Raw genomic sequence first — 24,022 nt, 5'->3', positions numbered from 1 at the left:
CGGGTCAGCGTCCTGTGGGCACTCCTGCGCGACAACCGGATCTTCACCTCCGATCCGGCCGCGCAGACAGCTTGACTCAGTCATTGAGACTCCTCAGGTGGAGTGGGGGTGGAGACGGGGCCGGCACCCGTCGGCGGGATACTGGCACGCGCCCACAGCCGGGTCAATGCTTTCGACTTAACCGATTAATAAGCAGTATCCGGACAGTTGGCCTCGGATTAGCGCAGAAGAGTCGGCCGGATCGGCGCGGAAGGGGCGAGAGCGCCGCCCCTCAGATAGATCGGTTAATCGGCGCTGTACGAGAACACTGCACGAGAGAAGGGGGACCCGATGGGCGGGAACACCGCGAACGTCACCGACGAGCGGCTGTGCTGGCTGCTGACCCGGGAGGAGCTGGCGAAGAAGTCGACCGAGCGGGGGGCGGCGGGCTGGTTCACCACCCTGGTCGGCGTGGTCTCGCTGCGCGGCGGGTCGATGGAGACCGGCCGGAAATTCCGCCAGGAGCGCGCCTCCGGGCGGATGGCGGACTACGCGCTGGCGGTGGACGACGCCGCCGAGACGCTGAGCGCCGAGGAGCGCCGCGTGCTGCGGGCCGAACGGCGGCTGCCGGACTGGTTCATGGCCGACGTGGAGCGGCGGTTCGCCGCGATCCGCAAGGCGTCCTGAGCGAGCGGTCCCACCCGGCCGGGCCGGGTGGGACCCCGAACTGATGCCCCGTCAGGAGTCGGCGGGCGGAGCGGGCTTGCTGCCGAGGACTTCGCGGGCCTGCTCGGCGGCTCGGACCAGGCTCTCCGAGATGTAGTCCAGGAAGCGCGCCACGTTCAGCAGTCGGGCTCCGGCGGGGGTGTCCGCGCCGAGGACGGCGACGCCCTGCCGGGAGGCCGCGACCACGGCGGCGTTGGCCTTGGCGCTGGCCACCGTGGCCTGGTACCAGATGTCGTCGTCGACCAGGTAGCGCTCGCGGCGGCGCTCGTCCCGCTCGCGGCGGATCATCGTCTGGTCGACCAGGAAGGTGACCGCCTTGGAGACCGAGGCGGGGCTGACCTGGAGCCGCTGGGACAGTTCGGCGGCGGTGAGGCTGCCGGAGTCGGTGAGCAGCAGCGCGGCCAGCACCCGGGCCGGCATCCGGCTCATGCCGGAGGCCATGAAGACGCCGGTGAAGACCTCCTCGAACTCGCGCAGCGCCTCGGGGTCGCGCCCGTCCGCGGGGCGGGCGGCGGCCGGGTCGCGCGGGCGGTCCTGGCGGCGGTGCGCGCGCCGCTCGGTGGCGCGGTGCGCGAGGTCGGCGCGGTAGCCGGTGGGGCCGCCGTTGCGCAGCACCTCGCGGGTGATGGTGGAGGTCGGCCGGTCCAGGCGCCGGGCGATCTCGGCGTAGGCCAGGTCGTCGGTCAGCCCCAGTGCGATCTGCTGGCGCTCCTGCTGGGTGAGCCTGCCTCCCGGCATCACGGCCTCCTTCGTCGGTGTGCGAGGGCCCAGCATAGCGTTCACCCTCAGTCCATTGCAACGTACGATCTCCTGACGTTGCGTTAGCTCCCTCTCTATTGCAACGATTTACCGGCTCTCACCTTGGGTTATCCGATCTCGATGCAACAAGCTCGTTGCCAGCTCTTCGAACGCAACGTAGCGTTTCCATCATCAGAAACGCACCGCCGAAGACACCGGAGCTCACGATGCAGAAGTTCGACACCCCCGCCGCGATCACCGCCCGCCTCGACGTCCCGGCCGGCCTGGTCCGCCTGATCGCCGCCGACCGCGCCGACACCACCGTCGAGATCCGCCCGGCGAACCCGGACCGGAGCCGCGACGTCCAGGCCGCCGAGCAGACCACCGCGCGCTTCGCCGACGGGGTCCTGCAGATCACCACCGCCGCCCCGAAGAACCGCCTGCTCGGCGCCACCGGCGCCCTGGAGATCACCGTCCGGCTCCCGGCCGGCTCGCACGTCGAGGCGAAGGCCGCCGACGCCGAACTCCGCGCCGTCGGACGCCTCGGCGAGGTCGGGTACGAGAGCGCCCGCGGCCCCGTGAAGATCGACGAGGCCGCGGCCGCCCGGATCGCCCTGCAGGACGGCGACATCGAGCTCGGCCGCCTGACCGGCCCGGCCCGGCTCACCACCCAGCGCGGTGACCTGACCGTCGGCGAGGCCGTCCGCGGCGACCTGGAGCTGGAGACCACCTCCGGCTCGATCTCGCTCGGCGTCGCCCGCGGCGTCTCCGCCGCGCTGGACGCCGGCACCGGCCACGGCCGGATCGCCAACGCCCTGCGCAACGCCGACGACGTCCCCGCCGTCACCGTCCGCGCCACCACCGCCAACGGCGACATCTCCGCCCGCACCCTCTGACCCGCCGCCACTCCGCCCCGGCACCACCGACCACCGCAGAAGGAGCACACCATGACCGGCCTGGCCATCTCGGCGAGCGGGTTGCGCAAGTCCTACGGCGACAAGACCGTCCTGAACGGCGTCGACCTCGCCGTCCCCGAGGGCACGGTCTTCGCCCTGCTCGGCCCGAACGGGGCGGGCAAGACCACCGCCGTCAAGATCCTCTCCACCCTGGTGCGGCCCGGCGAGGGCAGCGGCCCGATCCGGATCGGCGGCCACGACCCGGCCACCGCACCGCAGCAGGTGCGCGCCGCGATCGGCGTCACCGGTCAGTTCTCCGCCGTCGACGGCCTGATCACCGGCACCGAGAACATGCTGCTGATGGCCGACCTGCACCACCTGCCGAAGGCCGAGGGCCGCCGGGTCGCCGCCGACCTGCTGGCCCGCTTCGACCTCACCGACGCCGCGGACAAGCCCGCCTCCACCTACTCCGGCGGCATGAAGCGCCGCCTGGACATCGCGATGACCCTGGTCGGCGACCCCCGGATCATCTTCCTGGACGAGCCCACCACCGGCCTCGACCCCCGCAGTCGGCACGGCATGTGGCAGATCGTCAGGGGCCTGGTCGCCACCGGCACCACCGTCTTCCTCACCACCCAGTACCTGGAGGAGGCCGACCAGCTCGCCGACCGGATCGCCGTCCTGCACGACGGCGTGATCGCGGCCGAGGGCACCGCCGAGGAGCTCAAGCGCCTGGTGCCCGGCGGACACGTCCGCCTCCGCTTCACCGACCCCGCCGGCTACCGCGCGGCCGCCGCCGCGCTCGCCGAAGCGGCCCGCGACGACGAGGCACTGACCCTGAGCGTCCCCAGCGACGGCAGCCAGCGCGCCCTGCGCTCCGTCCTCGACCGCCTGGACGCCGCCGGCACCGAGGCCGAGGAGCTGACCGTGCACTCCCCCGACCTGGACGACGTCTTCTTCGCCCTCACCGGCGCCCCCGCCGTCCCCGCCCAGTCCGCAGACCCGTCCGCCGACCCGTCCGCCGCCGCACCCGCCCGGTCCGCCGACCCGACCCACGCTGAGGAGAACGCCCGATGAGCACCTTCGCCCTCGCCGTCCGCGACTCGTCCACCATGCTGCGGCGCAACCTGCTGCACGCCCGCCGCTACCCCTCGCTCACCCTGAACCTGCTGCTCACCCCGGTGATGCTGCTGCTGCTCTTCGTCTACGTCTTCGGCGGGGCGATGAGCGGCGGCCTCGGCCGCTCCGCCTACGTCACCTACCTGGTGCCCGGCATCCTGATGATGACCATCGGCTCGACCGTGATCGGCACCGCCGTGTCGATGGCCACCGACATGAACGAGGGCATCGTCGCCCGGTTCCGCACCATGGCGATCCACCGCGGCTCGGTGCTGTTCGGCCGGGTGGCCGGCAGCGTGCTGCAGTCGGTGGCCAGCGTGCTGCTGGTCGGCGCGGTCGGGGTGGCGATCGGCTTCCGCTCGCACGACGCCTCCGCCCTGGAGTGGCTGGCCGCGTTCGGCCTGCTCGCCTTCGTCGCGCTGGCACTCACCTGGATCGCCGTCGGCATGGGCCTGGGCAGCCCCAGCGCGGAGGCCGCCAGCAACGCCGCGATGCCGCTGATCCTGCTCCCGATGATCTCCAGCGCCTTCGTCCCGCTGCACTCGATGCCCGGCTGGTTCCAGCCGATCGCCCAGTACCAGCCCTTCACCCCCGCCATCGAGACCCTGCGCGGCCTGCTGCTCGGCACCCCGATCGGCAACAACTGGTGGATCGCCCTGCTCTGGTGCACCGCCCTCACCCTGCTCGGCCACCGCTGGTCCCGGGCCCAGTTCGACCGCGACCCGAAGTAATCGGTGCGGCCCCCGCCGATCGCCCGTCCCGCCCCCGGCGGCACGGGCGATCTGCCGTTCCCGCCGGCGTCCGGGTGTCCCCGAGGCCCGGCTCGGGGGCCGGTCGGGGACGGTTCGGGGTCGCTCCCGGATACCCCAGGCACCGGCCGCCGGACAGACTTCTCGACGTCAGAGAACGGGCACGGCAAGAACGTTGAGGAGTACGGGGATGCGGGCGAGGACCGGGGGACGGCGGCTGGCGGGCGCGGCGGCGATCGGGGCGCTGGTGGTGGCGCTCACCGCGGGGACGGCCGGCGCGGCACCGGTCGCGGGCGCGACGGCGGCACCGGCCACGGGCGCGACGGCCCCGAACGCGGCGGCGCTGCGGGCCTCGATCGCGGACCTGCCCAGCGCGGCGATCACCAGCGCCGTCGTGCTGGTCGACGGCGACGGCGGCCGCTGGACGGGCACCTCCGGCACCGGCGACCCGGCCACCGGGCGGCCGGTGAAGGCGGACGGGCGGTTCCGGATCGGCAGCATCTCCAAGGTGTTCACCGCCACCGTGGTGCTGCAGCTCGTCGCCGAGCACCGGCTCGACCTGGACGGCACCGTGCAGCAGTACCTGCCGCAGGCGCTGCCCGCCGCGTACCCGCCGGTGACGGTGCGTCAACTGCTCAACCACACCAGCGGGCTGCCGGGCGGCGGCGACCTCACCGACGACGACGGCAGCGCCGCCTGGTTCGTCGCGCACGCCGCCGACCACTGGAGCCCGCAGCAGGTGGTCGCCTCGCTGGCCGGGCAGCCGATGCAGTTCGCGCCGGGCACCGCCCAGCAGTACAACGGCATCAACTACTACCTGGCGGGCCTGCTGGTCGAACGGGCCACCGGCCGGACCTTCGCGCAGGAGGTCACCGACCGGGTGCTGCGCCCGCTGGGCCTGCGCCACACCTCGGCGCCCGCCGCCACCGACACCTCGCTGCCGGACCCGACCGCGCACGCCGTGCTGGCCGTGCCCCGGCCGGACGGCGGCAGCGACCTGCGGGACGTCACCCGGCAGAGCCCGTGGCCGTGGGCCGAGGGCGGCATGGTCTCCACCGCGCCCGACCTGGACCGCTTCCTGTCGGCGCTGCTCAAGGGCCGGCTGCTGCCGCCCGCCCAGCAGGCCGAGCTGTTCGCCGTCCCGGACGTGCCGAACTTCCACAACCAGAACTGCGACCTCGGCCCGACCAGCGGCCGGGCCTGCTTCAGCACCGGCCTGATGCGCTTCTCGCCCGCGCCCGGGCTGGAGTTCTGGGGCAAGACCGGCAGCCGCCCCGGCTACACCAGCGCGGTGTTCGCCACCCGGGACGCCTCCCGCGAGCTGGTGTACTCCTTCACCCCGACCTCCCGGCAGGGCGCGCCGTTCGCCGCCCAGTACCGGGTCGCCGCGGCCGCGTTCGACCTGCCGAAGCTCTGAGTCGACGTCAGCGGTGGGCCGACGGCGCTCCGACCTGCCGCCAGCGGTGACCTGCCGTCAGTACCGTTCGGGCAGGCCGAAGGCCGCGAAGTGCTCGGCACCGAGGAAGGACACCAGCTCGGCGATCAGCCCGTCCCCGTCCAGGCCCAGCACGGTGACCGACCAGGCGGTGTGCGGGGCGTCCGGGGCGGCGCCGAGCCAACAGGCCACCGCCGGACGGCCGTTGGCCTCGACGGCGGCGGTCCGCCAGCTGGGGCAGCGGCCGAACGGGACGGCCCGGGCGAACGCCGCGACGGCCGCCCGGCCCCGGTACCAGTGCGGCAGCGGCGGCATCGACCAGGTGGCGTCCGCGCTGAGCAGTGCGACCAGCGCGTCGGCGTCGCCGCGCTCCAGGGCGCTGCGGTAGGCGGCGACGGCGGCCCGGGCCGCCGGGCCGTCCGGGGCGGGCTGCCGGTCCCGGTCGGGGGCGGTCCGGGCCAGTTGGCGGCGGGCCCGGGCGAGCGCGGAGTTGACCGAGCCCGCGGTGGTGTCCAGCAGGTCGGCGATCTCGGCGGCCGAGAAGCCGAGCACCTCGAACAGCAGCAGCGCGGCGCGCTGGTTGCCGGGCAGGTGCTGGAGCGCGGCGACGAACGCCAACTCGACGTCCTCGCGCCGCTGGTAGCGCTCCGCCGGGTCCGCCCGGCTCGGGTACGGGCCGAGCCAGGCGACCTCGGTGGCGGGTGCGGCGTCCAGGACGACCCGTTCGGCGGCCGGCCCGAGGTCGACCGGCAGGGCGCGGCGGCCCCGGTGCTCGACGGCGTCCAGGCAGGTGCGGGTGGCGGCGGTGTACAGCCAGGCGCGCAGCGAGGCCCGGCCCGCGCGGCCCTCGAAGCGGCCGATGCCGCGCCAGGCCCGCAGCAGCGCCTCCTGCAGGGCGTCGTCGGCGTCGTGCCCCGAGCCGAGCATCCGGTAGCAGTGCGCGTGCAGCTCGCCGCGCAGCGGGGCGACCAGCCGGGTGAACGCGGCGGCGTCCCCGGCCCGGGCGAGCTCCAGGTCGGCGGCGTCCTCGGCCGCGGATCCGGCCGCGGATCCGGCGGCGGAAGAAATCCCGCTCATGGGCGACGATTCTGCTGCACCGGCGGAGTCTCCCCTGCGACCGACTGTTGGACGCTCCCCAGGAGACCACCGATGACCGACAACACCCCGCACTCCGCCGCCTGGTTCGACCTGTCCTCCCCCGACGCGCCGCGGGCCCGCGCGTTCTACGGGGAGCTGTTCGGCTGGCCGGTCCGGGTGCTGGACGAGACCTACGCGTTGGTCGGCGACGACGGCGCCGGGCAGCCGACCGGCGGGATCGGCCAGGCCGGCCCGGACGCCCCGTACACCGGTTTCGCCGTCTACTTCCGGGTCGCCGACCTGGACGCGGCGCTGGAGCGGGCGGTGCGGCTGGGCGGCGCCCGCCGGCTGGAGCCGCAGCCGGTGCCGGGCGGCGACCGCCTGGCGGTGTTCACCGACCCGGACGGCAACGCGGTCGGCCTGCTCGGCAAGTAGCCCGTCAACGCCTTTGGCCCGCACCGCCGTTGACAGCGGTGCGGGCCACGGTGCGGGCCACGGTGCGGGCCGCCGGGCGGTCAGCCGGCCAGCAGCTCCAGGGTGTCGATCACCCGGTGGGAGAAGCCCCACTCGTTGTCGTACCAGGCGACCACCTTGACGTGCCGGCCGTCGACCCGGGTCAGCTCCGAGTCGAAGATCGAGGAGGCCGGGTTGCCGGTGATGTCGGCGGAGACCAGCGGGTCCTCCGAGTACTCCAGGACGCCCGCCAGCCTGCCCGCCGCGGCCTCGCGGTAGGCGGTGAGCACCTCCTCGCGGGTGACGTCGCGGGCGACGGTGGTGTTCAGCTCGACGATCGAGCCGACCGGGACGGGCACCCGGATCGAGTCGCCGGACAGCTTGCCGTCCAGCTGCGGCAGCACCAGGCCGATCGCCTTGGCGGCGCCGGTGGTGGTCGGCACGATGTTGACGGCGGCGGCGCGGGCCCGGCGCGGGTCGCGGTGCGGGCCGTCCTGGAGGTTCTGCTCCTGGGTGTAGGCGTGCACGGTGGTCATGAACCCGTGCTCGATGCCCGCGAGTTCGTCGAGCACGGCGGCCAGCGGGGCGAGCGCGTTGGTGGTGCAGGAGGCGTTCGAGACGATGGTGTGCACGGCCGGGTCGTACGCCTCGGTGTTGACGCCGTAGGCCAGCGTCACGTCGGCGCCGTCGGACGGGGCGGAGACCAGCACCTTCTTGGCGCCGGCGGTCAGGTGGGCGCGGGCGGCCTCGGCGGAGGTGAACCGGCCGGTGGCCTCCAGCACGATGTCGACGCCGAGTTCGGCCCAGGGCAGGTCGGCGGGGTTGCGCTCGGCCAGCACCTTGATCCGGCGGCCGTCGACCACCAGGGTGTCGCCCTCCACGGTCACCGGGCGGCCGAGCCGGCCCGAGGTGGTGTCGTAGGCGAGCAGCCGGGCCAGCGCCTTGGGCTCGGTGAGGTCGTTGACGGCGACGACCTCCAGCTTGCTGTCGCGCTCCAGCAGGGCGCGCAGCACGTTGCGGCCGATCCGGCCGAATCCGTTGACGGCGATGCGGGTCATGGGTGGTGCCTTCCTCTGCGGCTCGCGCGGTGGTCCGGTCGCGCGCGGTGGTCCTGCGGGACGTTCTTGCGGGGTGGTGTGCCTCCACTCTCGCTCGCCGGAAGGGCCGTCGGCAGTGGCACCGATGCCATGGTTCGCAAGGATCGTGCCAAGACCGCGGGGGCGGCTACTCGCCCCTGGTGAACGTCCTGCGGTACTCGCTGGGCGTGGTCCCGAGGATCTGCTGGAAGTGCGCGCGCAGGTTCGCGCCGGTGCCGAGGCCGGTCTCGGCGGCGATCCGCTCGACGCTGTGCGCGGAGCGTTCCAGCAGCTCACGGGCCAGGTCGACGCGGGCCCGCAGCACCCACTGCATCGGCGTGTACCCGGTGTCCTCGACGAAGCGCCGGGAGAAGGTGCGCGGCGAGACGGCGGCGTGCCGGGCCAGCGAGCGGACCGTCAGCGGCTCGTCCAGCCGGTGCAGCGCCCACTCCCGGGTGGCCGCGAACCGCTCGCCGACCGGCTCGGGCACGCTGCGCGGCAGGTACTGGGCCTGGCCGCCGCTGCGGTACGGCGCGGCGACCAGCCGGCGCGCCGTGTGGTTGGACGCGGCCACCCCGAGCTCGCCGCGCAGCACGTGCAGGCACAGGTCGATGCCGGACGCGGCGCCCGCCGAGGTGAGCACGCTGCCTTCGTCGACGAACAGCACGTTCTCGTCCACCCGGACCCGCGGGTACTTGGCGGCCAGCGCCCGGGTGTAGTGCCAGTGCGTGGTGGCCCGGCGGCCGTCCAGCAGCCCGGTGGCGGCCAGCGCGAACGCCCCGGTGGAGATCGCCGCCAGCCGGGCGCCGCGGGCGTGCGCGGCGCGCAGCGCCTCGACCACGGCGGGCGGCGGGTCGTCCCGGTCGGGGTGCCGGTAGCCGGGCACGAACACCCACTGCGCCCAGGCCAGCGCCTCCAGCCCGTGCGCCACGTGGTACGACAGCCCGTCCCCGCCCGCCACCGGCCCGGGCGCGGCCCCGCACACCCGCACCTCGTACGGCATGCTGGCCCGGGTCGAGAACACCTGCGCCGGAATCCCGACGTCGAGCGGCTTGGCACCGTCCAGGACCAGCACGGCCACCCGGCGCAGCGGAGTTTCGGACACCCCGCCAGCCTAGGCCGCCCCGGCAGGGCTCAGTTCACCACGCCGAGGATCCGCCCGACGGTGGCGGGGTCGGCGGCCGCGCGCAGCATGCTGTCCGCGACGTCGGCCCGGGAGATCGTCGAGCCGCCGCGCAGGTTCTGCCCGTGGGCGGTGCGGTAGGTGCGGGTGAGCGGCCCGTCGGTGAGGCGGGGCGGGCGGACCACCGTCCAGTCGAGCCCGCTGGCGAGGACGGCGTCCTCCATCCGGGCCAGGTCGGCGTAGTGGGCCCGGAGCACCCGCTTGACGATCGGCGTCAGCAGGTGGCGCATCAGCGGGCCCTCGCCGGGGTCGTGGCGCGGCGGGTGCGGCCGGGCCGGGGAGGGGACGGTGCCGACCGGGGCGGCGCTCACCACCACCAGGCGGCGGGTCCCGGTCGCGCGCATCGCCGCGATCACCGCCCGCGTCCCCTGTTCGGCGACGCCGGCCTCGCCCTTGCCGACCGGCCCGAGGCCGGACAGCACGGCGTCCGCGCCCTCCACCGCCGCCCGCAGTTCCTCCGGCCCGGCCGTCGCCAGGTCGACCCGGATCACCCGCGCCCCAGGCCGCGCGCCCAGTTTGACGGGGTTCCGCACCACCGCCGTGACCTGGTGCCCCGCGGCCAGCGCCTGCCGCAGCAGGTGCCGGCCGATGCCGCCGGTGGCGGCCAGGACCGTCAGTTCCATCGCCCGCTCCTCATGTTCCGTCAGTTCCGTTCCTTTCTACCGCTGTTGACGCGGAACGGAACCGGCGGGGCGTGCGAACAGCGGGCCGGTCAGCCCATGCTCTTCTGGCCGTCCAGCGCCTCCCGGACGATGTCGGCGTGCCCGGCGTGCTGGGTGGTCTCGGCGACGATGTGCAGCAGGGTGCGGCGGGCCGACCAGCTCTCGCCGGGGGTGAACCACGGCGCGGCGGGCAGCGGGTGGGCGGCGTTCAGGTCGGGCAGGCCGGCCACCAGCTCGTCGGTGGCGCGGGCCACCACCTCGTAGGCGTGCAGCACGCCGGCCAGGGTCTCGTCGGGCAGCAGCCGGAACTCGTCCTGCCGGGCCCGGTGGTCGGCCTCGGTGAAGCTGTTGAAGTCCGGCAGCGCGGCGGGGCCGTCCACCACGAACGCCGCCCAGAGCCGCTCCATCGCGCTGACGTGCTTGACCAGGCCGCCGATGGTCAGCTCGCTGACGGTGGTGCGCTGCCGGGCCTGGTCGTCCGTCAGGCCGCGGGCGGTCAGCCGCAGGAAGTGGCGGGCCGCGCCGAGCGCCGCGATCAGGTCGGTGTGCTCGGCCGTCGCGCCCTGGGCCGCGCTGACGGGGTAACCGACGGTGGTCTCGCTCATGGTGTTGCCTCTCCCGGTGGGCGCCCGTGCCGAAGTGACCGGCGGGCACGGCTGGTTGAGGTGTTCCGGCGCTTTTCGCGCCGTCCTCCCTCGCTTCGTGTTCCACGCTACGGGCCATTGCGGCCAGTTTCCGTCCGCAATGGCCCGAGAATGGAGGCATGGCCGACACCAGTGCCCGCACCCTGCGGCTGCTCACCCTGCTCCAGTCCCACCGGTTCTGGGCCGGCGAGGAACTCTCCGCCCGGCTCGGCGTCTCCGCCCGGACCCTGCGCCGGGACGTCGACCGGCTGCGCGAACTCGGCTACCCCGTCGAGGCCCGGCGCGGCGTCGACGGCGGCTACCAGCTGGCCGCGGGCGCGGCGCTGCCGCCGCTGGTGATCGACGACGAGGAGGCGGTGGCGCTCGCGGTCGGGTTGCAGGCCGCCGCGGACGGGCAGGTCGAGGGCATCGCCGAAGCCTCCGTCCGGGCGCTGGCGAAGGTCGTCCAGGTGATGCCGGCCCGGCTGCGCCGCCGGGTGGAGGCGCTGCGCGCCGTCACCGTGCCCGGGCACTGGCAGACCGACCCGGGGCCGCGGATCGCCCCGGACGTGCTCACCGCCGTCGCGCTGGCCTGCCGGGACACCGAGCGGCTGCGCTTCCGGTACGCCGCCGTCCGGGGCGACGGGCCCGCCGAGCGGCACGCCGAGCCGCACCACCTGGTCCGGGTCGGCCGCCGCTGGTACCTGGTCGCCTACGACCTGGTCCGGCAGGACTGGCGGATCTTCCGGCTGGACCGGCTGGCCGACCCCGTCCCGACCGGGGCCCGCTTCCTGCCGCGGGCGCTGCCGGTCGCCGACCCCGCCGAGTTCGTCCGGGCCGGGCTGAGCGGCCGACGCGGCCCGTACCGGGTCGAGGTGCTGGTGGACGCCCCGGCCGAGGCGGTCCGCGGACGGGTCGGCCGCTGGGCCACCGTCGACCAGGTCGACGCGGGGCGCTGCCTGCTCCGACTGACCAGCGACGCCCTGGAGTGGCCGGCGATGGCCCTCGGCTCCCTGGACGCCGACTTCACGGTGCTCTCCCCGCCCGAACTCACCACCCTGCTCGCCGCCTGGGGGGAGCGCTTCACCCGCTGCGCCGACCGCCCGGCCCCGGCCGGCCCTCCGGCACCGGCCGACCGCCCGGCACAATGACCACGGTGACGACCCCGCGACTGCTCACCCCCGCCGAGGCCGCCGAACGCTCCGGCTTCAGCCTGGACACCCTGCGCTACTACGAGCGCATCGGCCTGCTCACCAGCATCGACCGCGCCACCAGCGGCCACCGCCGGTTCACCGACGACGACCTCTCCTGGCTCACCGTGCTGCGCTGCCTGCGCGACACCGGCATGCCGATCGCCGACATGCGCCGCTACGCCGAACTCGCCCGCGACGGCGGCCCGGACAGCCTCCGCGACCGGATCGCCCTGCTCGAACAGCACGACACCGCCGTCACCGACCGCATCACCCTGCTCGAACACCAGCGCTCCCACCTCCGCGCCAAGATCGACCACTACCGCACCGCCCTGACCGCCGAACGGGACTGACGGGGCATCAGCCCATGGTCTTCCGGCCGTCGAGGGACTCGCGGAGGATGTCGGCGTGGCCCGCGTGCTGGGCGGTCTCGGCGAGGACGTGGAGCAGGACGCGGCGGACGCTCCAGCGGGCGCCGGGTTCGAACCAGGGGGCCTCGGGGAGGGGCTGCTCGGCGTCCAGGTCGAGGGTGGCGACCAGGGCGGCGGTGCGGTCGGCGACGGCCCGGTAGTGCGCCAGCAGGGCGTCCAGGGTCTCGTCGGGGCCCATCCGGAACTGCGCGGCCCAGGCCTCGACGCTGCCCGGGTCCCGCTCGGTCCGCATCGCCGCGGGGCCGTCGGCGGCGAACCGCAGCCAGCGCTCCTCGCCCCAGGCGACGTGCTTGATCAGCCCGCCGAGGGTGAGTTCGCTGACGGTGGTGCGCTGCCGGGCCTGATCGTCCGTCAGGCCGCGGGCGGTGAAGCGCAGGAAGTCGCGGTGCCGGTCGAGCGCGCCGAGCAGGTCGGCGCGCTCGCCGGTCGGGGCGGGGAGCGGGGCGGCCATCGTCAGGACACCTCGACCATGCTCGGGGCGTCGCCCTCGGCCGCCGCCGGGTCGATCAGGGAGAAGGCCGCGCCCTGCGGGTCGACGAAGGAGGCGAAGCGCCCGTAGGCGGTGGTCAGCGGGCCGAACACCAGCTGCCCGCCGGCCGCCCGGACCCGCTCGGCGGCCGCGTCGCAGTCCTCGACCACGAAGTAGACGCTGATGAACGGCGGCACCTCCGCCGGGACGTCCGGCCCCATGCCCATCGACCCGAGCGCGGGCGCGTCGCCGAGACTGTAGACGCTGTAGTCCACGTTGTCGTCGACGATCTTCTGCACCCGGTACGGGAACACCTGCGGGAAGAAGGAGTTGGCGGCGGCGGTGTCCCGGGTGAACACCTCGGCCCAGCCGTAGCTGCCGGGCACGTCGCGCAGTTCGAAGCCCTCGTGGTCGCCGGCCTGCCAGATGCCGAACACCACACCGGCCGGGTCCCGGGCGATCGCCATCGCACCGAAGGCGCCGACCTTCATCGGCTCCATCAGCACCGCGCCGCCGGCCGCCCGGACCCGCTCGGCGGCGGCCTCGACATCGGTGGAGGCCAGGTACAGCACCCAGGCCGAGTGGCCCCCCTGCCCGGGCATCGGCGGGACGACGGCGGCCACCGCCCGGCCGTCCTTGAACGCCTGCGTGTAGTGGCCGAACTCGGACGCGGCCTCGCCGAACGTCCAGCCCAGCACCTCGCCGTAGAAGGCCTTCGCACCGTCCAGGTCCGCGAACATCGCGTCCGCCCAGACCGGGGTGCCCTCGGGTCGCGCGGTCATGGTGCCGCTCCCTTCGTCGTCGGATCGGGGACCCGGGGCAACGGCCCCGGGAGGGGAAGCACCTGCTCCTGCCACGCTAGCCAGCCGCAGTGACAGACGCCCGACGGCGCGCGGCGGGACGCGGCGGGACCCGGCGGGCGCTGTCCCCGGCGCACCGCCCCGGCCGTCCACCCCGGCGACGGCGACCGCGAGCACCGCCGCGCGGAACCCGATCTTCCGCGACGGGCCTTGCCCGGCACGGCAGTTGGGCTGTTGCCAGGCGGTGACGGAGCATGCACGCGGCCGGGTCATCGGACTGCGAGTCTCTTCTCCACCGCCCCGGACGGCCGACCGCACGGGGACCGCGACCGACCACTTCGGGGGGACCCAGTCATGTCCGTGCGCGCCCGCCTCCGCCGTTCCGCCGCCGTCGCCCTGGTCTCCGCCGTCACAGCCGGTTCCGCCCTGCTGCTGACCGCCTGCGATCCGGAGGGCGACAGCGTCGGGAGCGCCGCCACCACCGCGAAGGCCACGCCCACCGCGCCCACCGGCACCCGGTCCACCGGCCCCGCCCCGATGCCCACCAGGAGCGGCCCGGTCAACCGGACGGCGGGCACCGGACTGACCGTCAGCACCAACTCGCCCATCGTGCTGATGGACGGCAAGTCGGTGGACTTCGGCACCGTGGTCCGCGACCTGGCCTGGTCCCCGGACGGCAAGCACGCCGCCTTCATCGACGGGAACGGCAACCTGCAGACCGCCGACCCCGACGGCACCCACAAGGTCCAGGTCGCCAAGGCCCCGTCCGGCGTCACCTGGTCGCACCCGGCCTGGCAGGTGACCGCCAAGGACGAGTACGACCAGGGCCGGAACAACCTGGTCCTGACCGCCCAGGACCACGGCACCCTGCGGCTGCTCACCGTCCCGGCCGCCGGCGGCACCCCGACGGCGCTGCCGCTGCGCCCCTTCACCAGCGACCACCCCGCGCCGCTGCCGGAGACCGGCAACCTGTGGCCCAACCCGTCCGGCGACCACGGCACCCTGGTGTACGCCAACCAGGCCGACGGACAGGTCTACGTCCGCGACGACTACCTGCGCCAGCAGGGCGGCGCGCTCACCAAGGGCTCGCAGCCAGCCGGGGACGACAACGGCGACCTGGTGTTCGTCCGCTCCGTCGACGGGCACAGCCACATCTTCACCCGGCCGAACGACGAGTCCCGCCAGGAGCGCGACCTGACGCCGAACGCCACCGCGGACTGCACCGAGCCGGCCTTCTCCCCCGACGGGAAGACCGTCGCCTTCCGTGACCCGAACGGCATCTGGACCGTCCCGGTCGGGGGCGGCAAGCCGCAGCAGATCACCGACGCGGCCGGCCTGCCCGCCTTCCGCTCCTGACCTCCCGGCCGACGGCGGCGTCTTCTTGACGTACCGACAGACCTTTCCGATACCGTTCCGGTTCGCGCGTTCAGGGCCCGCGGACCGGAACCCGCCGCGCGGCGGCCGGGGCGGACCCGCCGTCCGGGCCGTCGCGCGCGGCTGCCAGAATTCGTGCACGAGTCAGTGACGGGGAGCCACCGGCCCGGGGCCGTCACGCCAATTCCGTTCCATGGGGGAGCTGTTCATGAGTGATCGCATCCGTATGCGCCGGTCCGCCGCCGCCCTGCTGGTGGCCGCGGTCACCACCGGGTCGACCCTGCTGCTGACCGCCTGCGACCCGGAGGGTGGCAGCGGCGGGAGCGCCACCACCGCGGCCGCCGCGCCCAAGTCGCCCGCCGCCTCGGAGCCGGCCGGGGGCGCCTCCTCCGGCGCCCCCGCCAAGGGCGGGACGCTGAACAAGACGGCCGGCACCAAGCTGACCGTCAGCACCAACTCGGCCACCGTGCTGATGGACGGCAAGTCGGTGGACTTCGGCACCGTGGTCCGCGACCTGGCCTGGTCGCCGGACGGCAAGCACGCCGCCTTCATCGACGGCGACGGCAACCTGCAGACCGCCGACCCCGACGGCACCCACAAGACCCTGATCGCCAAGGCCCCGTCCGGCGTCACCTGGTCCCACCCCACCTGGCAGGTCTACGGCCCGAACGAGCCGCACGGCGCCGGGACCTTCCTGCTGTTCACCGCGGACGACAAGAAGAGCCTGCGGCTGATGGCGGCCGAGGCGAAGGCCGGGGCCAAGCCGGACGCGCTGCACGTGGGCGACTCCGAGGGCGTCACCGAAATCCCGGACACCGGCAACCAGTGGCCCAACTCGGCGGGCAAGGCCGGCTGGACGGTGTACGCCAACAAGACCGACGGCCAGGTCTACTTCCACGACGTGGTCAGCCGGACCAACGGCGGCGTGATCGCCAAGGGCTCGCAGCCCGCCACCGACGAGGCCGGCGACGTGGTCTTCGTCCGCTCCGTCGACGGCCACAGCCACATCTTCACCGAGGCGCGCGGCGAGCAGGGCAAGGAGCACGACCTGACCCCGGGCGCCACCGTCGACTACACCGAGCCGGTGATCACCCGGGACGGCAAGACCGTCGCCTTCCGCGGCCCGGACGGCATCTACACCGTCCCGACCAAGGGCGGCAAGCCCGACAAGGTCACCGACACGGTCGGCCTGCCCGCCTACCGGGGCTGATCGATCCGCGCCAACTCAGCGCGCAGGTTCGGGAGTTGATCGTCGGCGGTGTCGTGCGGCAGCCACTCCACCGGGTCCAGGAAGCGGAACAGCACCCGGTCCGGGGTGATCGCGAACTCGTACTCGCCGAAGCCGACCACCGCCCCGAGCTCGCCCCGGACGGCCCCGCGCACCACGTGCGCGGTCAGGTCGTCCGGGGCGCCCTGCTGATCGGCCGTCACCCGGCGGCGGGCGTTCGGCCGGGCCAGGTACGGGCAGACCATCGCGGCGTACAGCATGCAGGCCCGGTGGCCGGGGCCCTCCATGGTCGGCGCCATGTTCCGGTACGGCCGGCCGGCCGCCAGCGCCTCGCCGATCGCGGCGGCCTCGGCCCCGCCGACCACCCGCCACACCGGGCCCTGCGGCATCAGCGTGTTGCACACCGAGCAGAGCCGCTCCCGGGCGCAGGCGGCCGAGCGTTCGTAGTCGGTGAGCGCGAACTGCGGCTGCCCGTCCTCCCACGGCGTGATCGCGGGCACCGGGTAGCCGCGCCCGTCCCGCGGGCGGGCTTCCACGGTCGGCGGCTTGGGGACGAGGTCGAAGCGCATGCCCCCATGCCTATCACGCGGCCCGGCGGGCCCCGGCGGTCAGCCCCTGGGCACCGCGTAGTCGGTCAACTCGGCGCTGCCCGGGGCGATTTGCCCCCACTCGCCGGTCACCGACAGCACCGCGATCCCGGCCGTGGAGAACTTCTCCCGGACCTGCTCCAGCAGCCCGCCGCCCGGCCCGCCGGCCAGCTCCAGCACCAGGTCCTGCACCTCGGGGCGGTGCCCGACCAGCAGCACGGTGCGCACCACCGGCGGCAACTCCCGCAGCAGCTCGACCAGTTCACCGGCCTCGGCGCGGTACGCCCGCGGCTCCAGCACCAACTCGGGGGCGCCGCCGAGCTCCGGCTCGACCAGCTCCCAGGTCTGCCGGGTGCGCACCGCCGTGGAGCAGATCACCCGGTCCGGCACCAGTGCGTGCTCCGCCAGCCAGCGCCCGGCCGCCACCGCGTCGGCCCGGCCCCGCTCGGCCAGCGGGCGCAGCTCGTCCGGCACGTCCGGCCAGTCCGCCTTGGCGTGCCGCAGCACGATCACCCGTCGCTGTTCCGTCATGCCCCCAGTGTGGCGCGCCCCGCCCACCGGACGGGACGGGACGCGCCGCCGCCACCGGGCGCCGGCCGTCACTCGCCGGCGGCGTACTCCACGGTGAGCAGGGCCCGGCCGAGGGCGTGCGCGGTGAGGTGGAAGCCGACCTGGGCGGCCGGGGTCTCCGGGCCGACCTCGAGCTGCGGCACGTCCAGGGCGTGCACCACGAACACGTAGCGGTGCGCCGGCCCGGGCGGCGGGGCCGCACCGTCGTAGCGGTGGCCGGGGAAGTCGTTGCGGACGTGGAACGCCCCGCCGGGCAGGCCGCCGTCGTCGGCGCCCGCGCCGCGCGGCAGCTCCGTCACCTCGGCGGGCAGGTCGACGGCCAGCCAGTGCCACCAGCCCGCGGCGGTCGGCGCGTCCGGGTCGTAGCAGGTCACCGCGAACGAGCGGGTCCCCGCCGGGAAGCCCGACCAGGACAGCTGCGGCGAGGCGTTCCCGGCGGCGTACACGTGCGCGTCCGGCATGGTCGCGCCGTCCACCAGGTCGTCGCTGCGCAGCTCGAACGCCGGCACCGGCGGCAGGAAGTCGTACGGAAGCGGGATGCGCGCGGTCATCGTTCACCGTCCTCGTCGAAGGTGTGCGGGGTACCGGGGCAGTCTACGGAGCGTCAGCTCCCGCCCCGGGACCCGACGGCGCCCCGGCGCGGGCCAGCGCCGCGACCTCGGCGCCGAGCGGGGTGTCGGGGCGGCCCAGGTCGAAGACCAGGCCGAAGTGGTTGCGGCCGGGGGCCCGCAGGGCGCGCACCGGGACGCCGGCGGCGCGGGCGGCCGCCGCGAACTCGTCCTGCTGCCGGGCGAACTCGTCGGTCTCGTGCTCGCCCAGGGCCAGTACCAGCGGCGGCAGCGCGGCCAGTCCGGCCGGGTCGGCGAGCAGCGGGCTGAGCCGGCGGGCCCGTTCGGCGTCCAGGCCGAGCGGCTCGTTGACGTAGGTCAGGGCGACGGGGGCGAGGTCGTAGACGCCGCTGAGCAGGACGGCCGCGGCGATCCGGCCGCGCAGCCGCCCGTCGAGCAGCGCGCAGGCCGCCAGGTGGGCGCCCGCCGAGCTGCCGCTGAGCACGATCCGGTCCGGGTCGACGCCCAGCTCGGCGGCCCGGTCGACCAGGTGGGCCACCGCCCGGACGGTCTGGTCGACGATCTCCTCGACCGTCCAGCGCGGGGCCAGGCCGTAGCCGACGGTGGCGAACGCGGTGCCGCGCGGGACGAGGTCGAGCGCGGGGAAGGCCCCGTCCTCCTTGCCGAGCTCCTGCCAGAAGCCGCCGTGCACGAAGACGTGCAGCGGGGCGCCCGGCCCGGCCGGGAAGAAGTCGACCAGTTCGGGGGCGTCCGGCCCGTAGCGCAGCTCGCGGTGCCCGGGCAGTTCCCGGTAGGCCCGCCGGCCCTGCTCGGCGTAGGCGGCCAGCTCGGCGCCGAAGTCGGCGACCTTGCTGCTGGGCGAGTACTCGCGGTCGAGCTGCTGGCGGTCGTAGCCCCGGTACAGCGTCATCGCGCCGCCCCCTCACCCAATCAGGTATAGACCAATACGGGAGTGCGCGGTTAGCGTGGCCACCCCTGCACTCACCTTCTCCGGAGTTGCCCCGTGGAGACGTCCGTCCTCGCCTTCGCCACCGACCTGCTCGACGAAGGGGCCGACACGTTCTTCGGCAACCTTACCGACCGGGCCGGGGTCGGCGGGGTCACCCTCGCCTCCGTCTACCACGAGGCCCGCGACGTCTTCCCGCACAACCCGCACCGGGTGCTGCGCTACCTCGAACCCGGCGCCGCCTACTTCCGCCCCGACCCGGCCCGCTGGGCCGGCCGCCGGCTCGCCCCGCTCCCCTCCACCGCGATCGGCGACCGCGATCCGTTCGCCGAGGCCGCCGCGGAGACCCGCCGCCGCGGCCTGAAGCTGCACGCCTGGACGGTGTTCTGCCACAACGACCGGCTCGGCTTCGCCCACCCCGACTGCGCGCCCGCCAACGCCTTCGGCGACCGCCACCTGACCGAGCTGTGCCCGGCCAACCCGGAGGTCCGCGCGTACTGCCGGACGGTGGTCGAGGAGCTGGCCCGCTACGGCGTGGACGCGATCCGGGCCGAGTCGCTGCACTTCCACGGCCTGGCCCACGGCTACCACCACGAGCGCTACTTCGAGGAGCTCGGCCCGGTCACCGAGGCGCTGCTGTCGATCTGCTTCTGCCCGCACTGCCTGGCCGCCGCGACCGCCGCCGGCGTCCCCGCCGAGCACGTCCGCGACACCGTCCGCACCGAACTGCGGGCCCGCCTCGCCGACGAGTCGCGCGCCCTCGCCCCGACCGCGCTGGACGAGCTGGCCGGCGGTGCCTTCGCCGCCTACGTGGACGCCTCCGCCCGCACCGTCACCTCGCTCGCCGCCGAGCTGGCCGAGACCGCCGCCGCCCACGGCATGCGGCTGACCTTCATGGACGGCGGCGGCCCCGGCACCGGCTGGCTCTCCGGCATCGACCTGCCCGCGCTGGCCGGCGCGGCCCACCAGATCGAGACCCTCGGCTACGCGAAGACCCCCGAGCAGGTCCGCGAGAAGGTCGCCGCCTTCGCCCTGCACGGAGTCCGCCCGGCCGACATGGCGGTCATCCTCCGCCCGATGGCCTCCGACTGCGACGGCCCCGCCAACCTCGCCGCCAAGATCGCCACCCTGCGCGAACTCGGCGTCCCCGAGGTCGAGTTCTACAACTACGGCCTGATGCGGCTGTCCTCGCTGGACCGGATCGGTCACGCCCTCGGGTGATCCCCCGGCCGCCGTTCGAACCCGGCGAAGCCGGAGCTTTCGGCCAAAACGTCCGGTTCGGACCGGCCGGTTCACCGCACCGTCGGTCCCGCCTGCTGCGCCCGCAGCGTCCCGAACGGTAGGCTTTCCGTGTGATCTTCAAGCGCATCGGCAACGGACGGCCGTACCCGGATCACGGCCGGACCAGCACCCGCCAGTGGGCGGACGTCGCGCCGCGTCCGGTGCGGCTGGACCAGCTGGTGACCACCAAGGGGCAATTGGACCTGGAGACCCTCCTCGCGGAGGACTCCACCTTCTACGGGGACCTCTTCGCCCACGTGGTGAAGTGGCGCGGCGACCTCTACCTGGAGGACGGGCTGCACCGCGCCGTCCGGGCCGCCCTCCAGCAGCGGCAGGTCCTGCACGCCCGCGTGCTGGAGATGGACTGACCCGCCGTCACCCGACGGCGTACGGAACCGCAGGTCGGTGCCGGTACGTCCTTTCGAGTGCCGTCGTCCCCCGGATGATGATCATTTAGTACCTGCGCCACCGTTGTCGGATTAGTCTGCTGACTACGGCGGTCACGCGGCCGCCCCCACGGCCGCGCCGCGGTCTACCGGCACCCCACCCTGGCACCTACGGGGGAGACAGACCATGAGCATGTTGACTCCCCAAGGCTTGAAGGGGAAGCAGTACCGGATCACCGGCAACGCCTACCCGCGCCTCGGCCGCCCGCCGCGCCGCGGCCGGAAGATCGCCCTCGCGCTGGTCGGCGTGCTGACCCTCGGCCTGGTCTCGGTCGGCGGCGTCCAGCTGTACGACGTCTTCACCGGGAAGCACAAGAACACCGGCGCGCAGGCCTGCGCCGGCGCCTCCGGCCGCCCGCTGGCCGCCCCGGAGAAGTCCCCCGCCGCCAGTGCCCCGGCGACCGGGGCCCCCGCCCCCGGCAGCACCGCGGTGCCGCAGCCCGGCACGGTGACGGTCAACGTCTACAACGCCACCGACAAGGGCGGCCTGGCCGCCCGCACCGCCGACGAGCTGAAGAAGCGCGGCTTCCAGATCGGCAAGGTCGGCAACGCGCCGTCCGCGCTCGACAAGAAGGTGCCCGGCAGCGCCCAGGTGGTCGTCGGCCCCGGCGCCACCGGCGCGGCCGCCCTGCTGACCACCCAGGTCGCCGGCGCCACCAGCACCGAGGACGCCCGCACCGACGCCACCGTCGACCTGGTCATCGGCGACACCTTCACCGCCCTGGCCGAGCCCGCCCAGGCCGCCGCGGCCCTCGCCGAGCTGACCAAGCCCTCCCCCGCCCCGGAGCCCGGCCACTGCTGAACCCGCACGCGCAGACGGACGAAGGTCCGGCCGGGAACGCTCCCGGCCGGACCTTCGCGCTTCCCCTTCCGGGGGGCTCCTCCGGGGGCTCAGCCGGCGGTGCCGTACAGGCGGTCGCCCGCGTCGCCGAGGCCCGGGACGATGTAGCCGTGCTCGTTGAGCCGCTCGTCGAGGGCGGCGGTGACCACCGTGACGGGCGCCCCGGCCAGCTCGCGCTCCATCACCTCGACGCCCTCCGGCGCGGCCAGCAGCACCACGGCGGTGACGTCGGTGGCGCCGCGCTCCAGCAGCATCCGGATCGCGGCGACCAGGGTGCCGCCGGTGGCCAGCATCGGGTCGAGGACGTAGACCTGCCGGCCGGAGAGGTCGTCCGGCATCCGGGTCGCGTAGGTGGAGGCCTCCAGGGTCTCCTCGTTGCGGACCATGCCGAGGAAGCCGACCTCGGCGGTCGGCAGCAGCCGGGTCATGCCGTCCAGCATGCCGAGGCCGGCCCGCAGGATCGGCACCACCAGCGGGCGCGGGTAGGACAGCCGGGTGCCCCGGGTGACGGCGACGGGGGTGGTGATCTCGACCTGGTCGGTGCGGACGTCCCTGGTCGCCTCGTACGCGAGCAGGGTCACCAGCTCGTCGGTGAGCCGCCGGAAGGTCGGCGAGTCCGTGCGCTCGTCGCGCAGGGTGGACAGCTTGTGGGCGACCAGCGGGTGGTCGACGACGTGGAGACGCATGACAACGACGATAACGGCCGCCGGGACGTGTGTACGACTCCGTACGAACCGGGACGGGCGGGGAGCGGGCCGGGGCGGCCCGTCGAGGTGCCCCGGAATCCGGCCGGGAGCGCGGAAGTCGGGCCGCTCCTGTGGTATCGACGGGGCTGATCTGGGAAAGTCGGAACCTATGAAGAGCAACCCGACGCGGGCAACCACCGCCGGCGCGGGCGGGTCCGGCTCGACAGACGAGTCCCGTCCGACGTCGGAGCAGGTCTCCGAGCGCGCCCCCGAGAGCGGTGCGGAGACCGCCGCGGAGCGGCGCAAGCGCCGGGCCGTGTTCCTCCGCGAACTGGCCGAGGCCCGCGAGCTGCGGGCCCGGGTCCAGCCGAGACGGACCAAGGAGCGCCGGATGCGCGAGGCCCTGCGGATGCGCACCTTCCGGATCTGACCGTCCCCGACGCCGCCCCGGCGCCGCCCCGACGCCGCCCGCGGGCCGCGCCCCGCACCGGAGTTGCGCCCCGCCGGAGCCACCGCGCGCCCTTCCGCAAGCGGCCGGAAGGTCAAGATCGGCTCGTGGACCGGCCGGAAGCAGACCTTTCCGACACGACCTGCGAAGACGCGCTGCCGAACACCCCCCGCGACGGCGGGCTTTCTGTCACGATGCCGTGGAACGGTCCGAACGGCGGACCGCCTTCTGGCGCGGGGGCGGCCGGACCGCACCCGCCCGAGATCGCCGACAGCCGAGACCAATCTTGGGAGTGTCCCTGGTGGCGTACTTCGCTGCAGTGCTTGCTCGCACCGGTGCCGGGTGGGACGTGAGCGAGACCGAACTCGACGACGTAGAGACCCTGGCCGACCTGACCGACCTGGCCCGCCGCGCGGCCGAGGACGAGGACACCGTGCTGGTCTTCATCGAGCAGGAGGACGCCTGGTTCGCCGTCCTGCGGATCGACGGTGAGGACGACCCGCGGATCTTCGTCTCCGACGCCGCCGCGGCGGCGCGCAGTTCCTACGGCTCGGTCCTCACCGACGAGTTGATCGAACAGGACGGGGAGGCCGACTTCGACGACCTCGACGGCCTGGTGGCCGAACTCGACGAGGAGGACGGCGCGTCCGCGGCGTCCGACTCCGAGGACGACGAGGAGCCGGCCGGCGGCCCGGGCGCCCCGATCGGGCCGATCGGCGACGCCGAGCTGCTGACCGACTACGGGATGGGCGCCGACGAGCTGCTGGACCTGGCCGGCCAGGGCGCCGCGCCCGGCGACGCGCTCGGCGAGATCGCCGAGGCGCTGGGCTGCGGCGAAGTCCTGGAGGCCGTTCGGTAGCGGCGGGCCCGGTGCCCGACACTGGGTCCATGCAGCCCGTCCCCTCCCCCGTCCCGACGCTCGGCGACCGGCCGCGGATCGCCCCGCTGCCCGCGCCCGTCCGCCCCGACCCGGTCCGCGACCGGTGGCGGGACCAGATGCGCCTCGCCATCGAGGAGGCCGCCCTGGCCACCGCCACCGGGGACGTCCCGGTCGGGGCGTTCGTCCTGGGCCCGGACGGCGCGGTGCTCGGCCGGGGCCACAACGTGCGCGAGGCGCACGGCGATCCGACCGGGCACGCCGAGGTGGTGGCGATCCGCGAAGCGGCGTCCGCCGTCGGCGAGTGGCGGCTGAGCGGCTGCACCCTGGTGGTCACCCTGGAGCCCTGCACCATGTGCGCGGGCGCCATCGTCCTCTCCCGCCTCGACCGGGTGGTCTACGGCGCCCACGACCCCAAGGCCGGCGCGGCCGGCTCCCTCTTCGACGTGGTCCGCGACAACCGCCTCAACCACCGCCCCGAAGTCGTCGGCGGCGTCCTCGCCGACGAGTGCACCACCCAGCTCCGCGCCTTCTTCGACACCCAGCGCTGACCCGCCCCGCAA

29 protein-coding genes are annotated in these 24,022 nt (G+C 74.7%); 16 read left to right on the top strand and 13 right to left on the bottom strand.

All coding sequences use genetic code 11. From position 1 onward, the window contains the following. Positions 1-330: 330 nt before the first annotated feature. Positions 331-666 carry a hypothetical protein gene (locus tag ACIOHG_RS13495; RefSeq protein ID WP_400949257.1) on the top strand — a complete coding sequence of 112 codons (336 nt, stop codon included), beginning with the start codon at positions 331-333 and terminating at the stop codon, positions 664-666. 51 nt (positions 667-717) lie between these two features. Here the strand turns inward: ACIOHG_RS13495 and ACIOHG_RS13490 are convergent, their stop codons facing one another. Next, positions 718-1,443, bottom strand: a complete 726-nt coding sequence (locus ACIOHG_RS13490; protein ID WP_400949255.1) for a helix-turn-helix domain-containing protein — start codon at positions 1,441-1,443, stop codon at positions 718-720. A 227-nt stretch (positions 1,444-1,670) separates the two neighbouring features. Between ACIOHG_RS13490 and ACIOHG_RS13485 the strand changes: the two genes are divergently transcribed. The 4 genes from ACIOHG_RS13485 to ACIOHG_RS13470 all read left to right on the top strand — a co-directional run bounded on the left by ACIOHG_RS13485 (position 1,671) and on the right by ACIOHG_RS13470 (position 5,624). Continuing rightward, complete coding sequence (locus ACIOHG_RS13485; protein ID WP_400949252.1) at positions 1,671-2,339, top strand: DUF4097 family beta strand repeat-containing protein; 669 nt, start codon at positions 1,671-1,673, stop codon at positions 2,337-2,339. 51 nt (positions 2,340-2,390) lie between these two features. Next, entirely contained in the window at positions 2,391-3,416 is a 1,026-nt protein-coding gene (locus ACIOHG_RS13480; protein ID WP_400949250.1) for an ATP-binding cassette domain-containing protein, read from the top strand. Further along, on the top strand, positions 3,413-4,189 hold the full coding sequence (locus ACIOHG_RS13475) for an ABC transporter permease (RefSeq protein ID WP_400949247.1): 777 nt from the start codon (positions 3,413-3,415) through the stop codon (positions 4,187-4,189). The genes ACIOHG_RS13480 and ACIOHG_RS13475 overlap by 4 nt, the downstream gene beginning before the upstream one ends. Before the next feature lie 208 nt (positions 4,190-4,397). Then, the gene (locus ACIOHG_RS13470; protein WP_400949244.1) at positions 4,398-5,624 is read left to right on the top strand and encodes a serine hydrolase domain-containing protein; all 1,227 of its coding nucleotides are present in this window, start codon (positions 4,398-4,400) and stop codon (positions 5,622-5,624) included. Between the two features lie 57 nt (positions 5,625-5,681). On the opposite strand, the gene ACIOHG_RS13465 is transcribed toward ACIOHG_RS13470, so the two are convergent. Next, positions 5,682-6,719 carry an RNA polymerase subunit sigma-70 gene (locus tag ACIOHG_RS13465; RefSeq protein ID WP_400949241.1) on the bottom strand — a complete coding sequence of 346 codons (1,038 nt, stop codon included), beginning with the start codon at positions 6,717-6,719 and terminating at the stop codon, positions 5,682-5,684. Positions 6,720-6,791: 72 nt separating this feature from the next. Between ACIOHG_RS13465 and ACIOHG_RS13460 the strand changes: the two genes are divergently transcribed. Beyond that, the gene (locus ACIOHG_RS13460; RefSeq protein WP_400949238.1) at positions 6,792-7,154 is read left to right on the top strand and encodes a VOC family protein; all 363 of its coding nucleotides are present in this window, start codon (positions 6,792-6,794) and stop codon (positions 7,152-7,154) included. 80 nt (positions 7,155-7,234) lie between these two features. Here ACIOHG_RS13460 and gap read toward each other — a convergent pair whose 3' ends face one another. The 4 genes from gap to ACIOHG_RS13440 form a co-directional block, all read right to left on the bottom strand. Then, positions 7,235-8,230, bottom strand: coding sequence for a type I glyceraldehyde-3-phosphate dehydrogenase (gene gap / locus ACIOHG_RS13455; protein WP_400949234.1), 996 nt, complete (start codon positions 8,228-8,230; stop codon positions 7,235-7,237). A 166-nt stretch (positions 8,231-8,396) separates the two neighbouring features. Next, the gene (locus ACIOHG_RS13450) at positions 8,397-9,353 is read right to left on the bottom strand and encodes a GlxA family transcriptional regulator (protein WP_400949231.1); all 957 of its coding nucleotides are present in this window, start codon (positions 9,351-9,353) and stop codon (positions 8,397-8,399) included. Between the two features lie 29 nt (positions 9,354-9,382). Further along, a complete protein-coding gene (locus ACIOHG_RS13445; protein WP_400949228.1) occupies positions 9,383-10,054 on the bottom strand; it encodes an NAD(P)-dependent oxidoreductase in 672 nt (223 codons plus the stop codon). An 89-nt stretch (positions 10,055-10,143) separates the two neighbouring features. Further along, on the bottom strand, positions 10,144-10,698 hold the full coding sequence (locus ACIOHG_RS13440; RefSeq protein ID WP_400949225.1) for a DinB family protein: 555 nt from the start codon (positions 10,696-10,698) through the stop codon (positions 10,144-10,146). A 158-nt stretch (positions 10,699-10,856) separates the two neighbouring features. Here ACIOHG_RS13440 and ACIOHG_RS13435 point away from each other — a divergent pair, with 158 nt between their 5' ends. Both ACIOHG_RS13435 and ACIOHG_RS13430 read left to right on the top strand, forming a co-directional pair. Next, positions 10,857-11,867, top strand: a complete 1,011-nt coding sequence (locus ACIOHG_RS13435; RefSeq protein ID WP_400949222.1) for a helix-turn-helix transcriptional regulator — start codon at positions 10,857-10,859, stop codon at positions 11,865-11,867. Then, positions 11,864-12,259: a MerR family transcriptional regulator gene (locus ACIOHG_RS13430; protein ID WP_400949220.1), complete on the top strand. Its 396-nt coding sequence runs from the start codon at positions 11,864-11,866 to the stop codon at positions 12,257-12,259. The genes ACIOHG_RS13435 and ACIOHG_RS13430 overlap by 4 nt, the downstream gene beginning before the upstream one ends. 7 nt (positions 12,260-12,266) lie before the next feature. On the opposite strand, the gene ACIOHG_RS13425 is transcribed toward ACIOHG_RS13430, so the two are convergent. Then, on the bottom strand, positions 12,267-12,788 hold the full coding sequence (locus ACIOHG_RS13425; RefSeq protein WP_400949217.1) for a DinB family protein: 522 nt from the start codon (positions 12,786-12,788) through the stop codon (positions 12,267-12,269). 2 nt (positions 12,789-12,790) lie between these two features. Beyond that, positions 12,791-13,588, bottom strand: coding sequence for a VOC family protein (locus ACIOHG_RS13420; protein WP_400949216.1), 798 nt, complete (start codon positions 13,586-13,588; stop codon positions 12,791-12,793). Between the two features lie 372 nt (positions 13,589-13,960). On the opposite strand from ACIOHG_RS13420, the gene ACIOHG_RS13415 reads away from it, so the two are divergent. Both ACIOHG_RS13415 and ACIOHG_RS13410 read left to right on the top strand, forming a co-directional pair. Beyond that, positions 13,961-14,962 (top strand): hypothetical protein, encoded by a 1,002-nt coding sequence (locus ACIOHG_RS13415; protein WP_400949214.1) that lies wholly within the window; start codon positions 13,961-13,963, stop codon positions 14,960-14,962. 226 nt (positions 14,963-15,188) lie between these two features. Beyond that, positions 15,189-16,190 carry a hypothetical protein gene (locus ACIOHG_RS13410; protein ID WP_400949212.1) on the top strand — a complete coding sequence of 334 codons (1,002 nt, stop codon included), beginning with the start codon at positions 15,189-15,191 and terminating at the stop codon, positions 16,188-16,190. On the opposite strand, the gene ACIOHG_RS13405 is transcribed toward ACIOHG_RS13410, so the two are convergent. From ACIOHG_RS13405 to ACIOHG_RS13390, 4 genes are all read right to left on the bottom strand, one after another. Then, positions 16,178-16,777: a hypothetical protein gene (locus ACIOHG_RS13405; protein ID WP_400949209.1), complete on the bottom strand. Its 600-nt coding sequence runs from the start codon at positions 16,775-16,777 to the stop codon at positions 16,178-16,180. The genes ACIOHG_RS13410 and ACIOHG_RS13405 overlap by 13 nt on opposite strands. A 39-nt stretch (positions 16,778-16,816) precedes the next feature. After that, positions 16,817-17,326, bottom strand: coding sequence for a SixA phosphatase family protein (locus ACIOHG_RS13400; RefSeq protein ID WP_400949208.1), 510 nt, complete (start codon positions 17,324-17,326; stop codon positions 16,817-16,819). 68 nt (positions 17,327-17,394) lie between these two features. Beyond that, positions 17,395-17,916 carry a YbhB/YbcL family Raf kinase inhibitor-like protein gene (locus ACIOHG_RS13395; RefSeq protein ID WP_400949205.1) on the bottom strand — a complete coding sequence of 174 codons (522 nt, stop codon included), beginning with the start codon at positions 17,914-17,916 and terminating at the stop codon, positions 17,395-17,397. A gap of 43 nt (positions 17,917-17,959) precedes the next feature. Beyond that, complete coding sequence (locus ACIOHG_RS13390; RefSeq protein ID WP_400949202.1) at positions 17,960-18,844, bottom strand: alpha/beta hydrolase; 885 nt, start codon at positions 18,842-18,844, stop codon at positions 17,960-17,962. Positions 18,845-18,937: 93 nt separating this feature from the next. Here ACIOHG_RS13390 and ACIOHG_RS13385 point away from each other — a divergent pair, with 93 nt between their 5' ends. From ACIOHG_RS13385 to ACIOHG_RS13375, 3 genes are all read left to right on the top strand, one after another. Then, positions 18,938-20,101, top strand: a complete 1,164-nt coding sequence (locus ACIOHG_RS13385; RefSeq protein ID WP_400949199.1) for a hypothetical protein — start codon at positions 18,938-18,940, stop codon at positions 20,099-20,101. Positions 20,102-20,232: 131 nt separating this feature from the next. Then, a complete protein-coding gene (locus ACIOHG_RS13380; RefSeq protein WP_014136828.1) occupies positions 20,233-20,529 on the top strand; it encodes a type II toxin-antitoxin system VapB family antitoxin in 297 nt (98 codons plus the stop codon). A 205-nt stretch (positions 20,530-20,734) separates the two neighbouring features. Then, positions 20,735-21,409: a LytR C-terminal domain-containing protein gene (locus ACIOHG_RS13375; RefSeq protein ID WP_400949198.1), complete on the top strand. Its 675-nt coding sequence runs from the start codon at positions 20,735-20,737 to the stop codon at positions 21,407-21,409. Between the two features lie 89 nt (positions 21,410-21,498). Here ACIOHG_RS13375 and upp read toward each other — a convergent pair whose 3' ends face one another. Then, a complete protein-coding gene (upp, locus tag ACIOHG_RS13370) occupies positions 21,499-22,134 on the bottom strand; it encodes a uracil phosphoribosyltransferase (protein ID WP_400949195.1) in 636 nt (211 codons plus the stop codon). Positions 22,135-22,303: 169 nt separating this feature from the next. On the opposite strand from upp, the gene ACIOHG_RS13365 reads away from it, so the two are divergent. The 3 genes from ACIOHG_RS13365 (at position 22,304) to tadA (ending at position 24,010) form a co-directional block, all read left to right on the top strand. Continuing rightward, positions 22,304-22,564: a hypothetical protein gene (locus ACIOHG_RS13365; RefSeq protein ID WP_400949193.1), complete on the top strand. Its 261-nt coding sequence runs from the start codon at positions 22,304-22,306 to the stop codon at positions 22,562-22,564. Positions 22,565-22,883: 319 nt separating this feature from the next. Continuing rightward, positions 22,884-23,441, top strand: coding sequence for a hypothetical protein (locus tag ACIOHG_RS13360; protein ID WP_400949190.1), 558 nt, complete (start codon positions 22,884-22,886; stop codon positions 23,439-23,441). A 29-nt stretch (positions 23,442-23,470) separates the two neighbouring features. Continuing rightward, positions 23,471-24,010: a tRNA adenosine(34) deaminase TadA gene (gene tadA / locus ACIOHG_RS13355; protein WP_400949187.1), complete on the top strand. Its 540-nt coding sequence runs from the start codon at positions 23,471-23,473 to the stop codon at positions 24,008-24,010. The last annotated feature ends 12 nt before the right edge of the window (positions 24,011-24,022 follow it).

The sequence above is a fragment of the Kitasatospora sp. NPDC088134 genome, assembly GCF_044741705.1.
Taxonomy (GTDB): Bacteria; Actinomycetota; Actinomycetes; order Streptomycetales; family Streptomycetaceae; genus Kitasatospora.
Note: the sequence above shows the minus strand (reverse complement) of the source record. Positions and strands in the feature narration are given on the sequence as shown.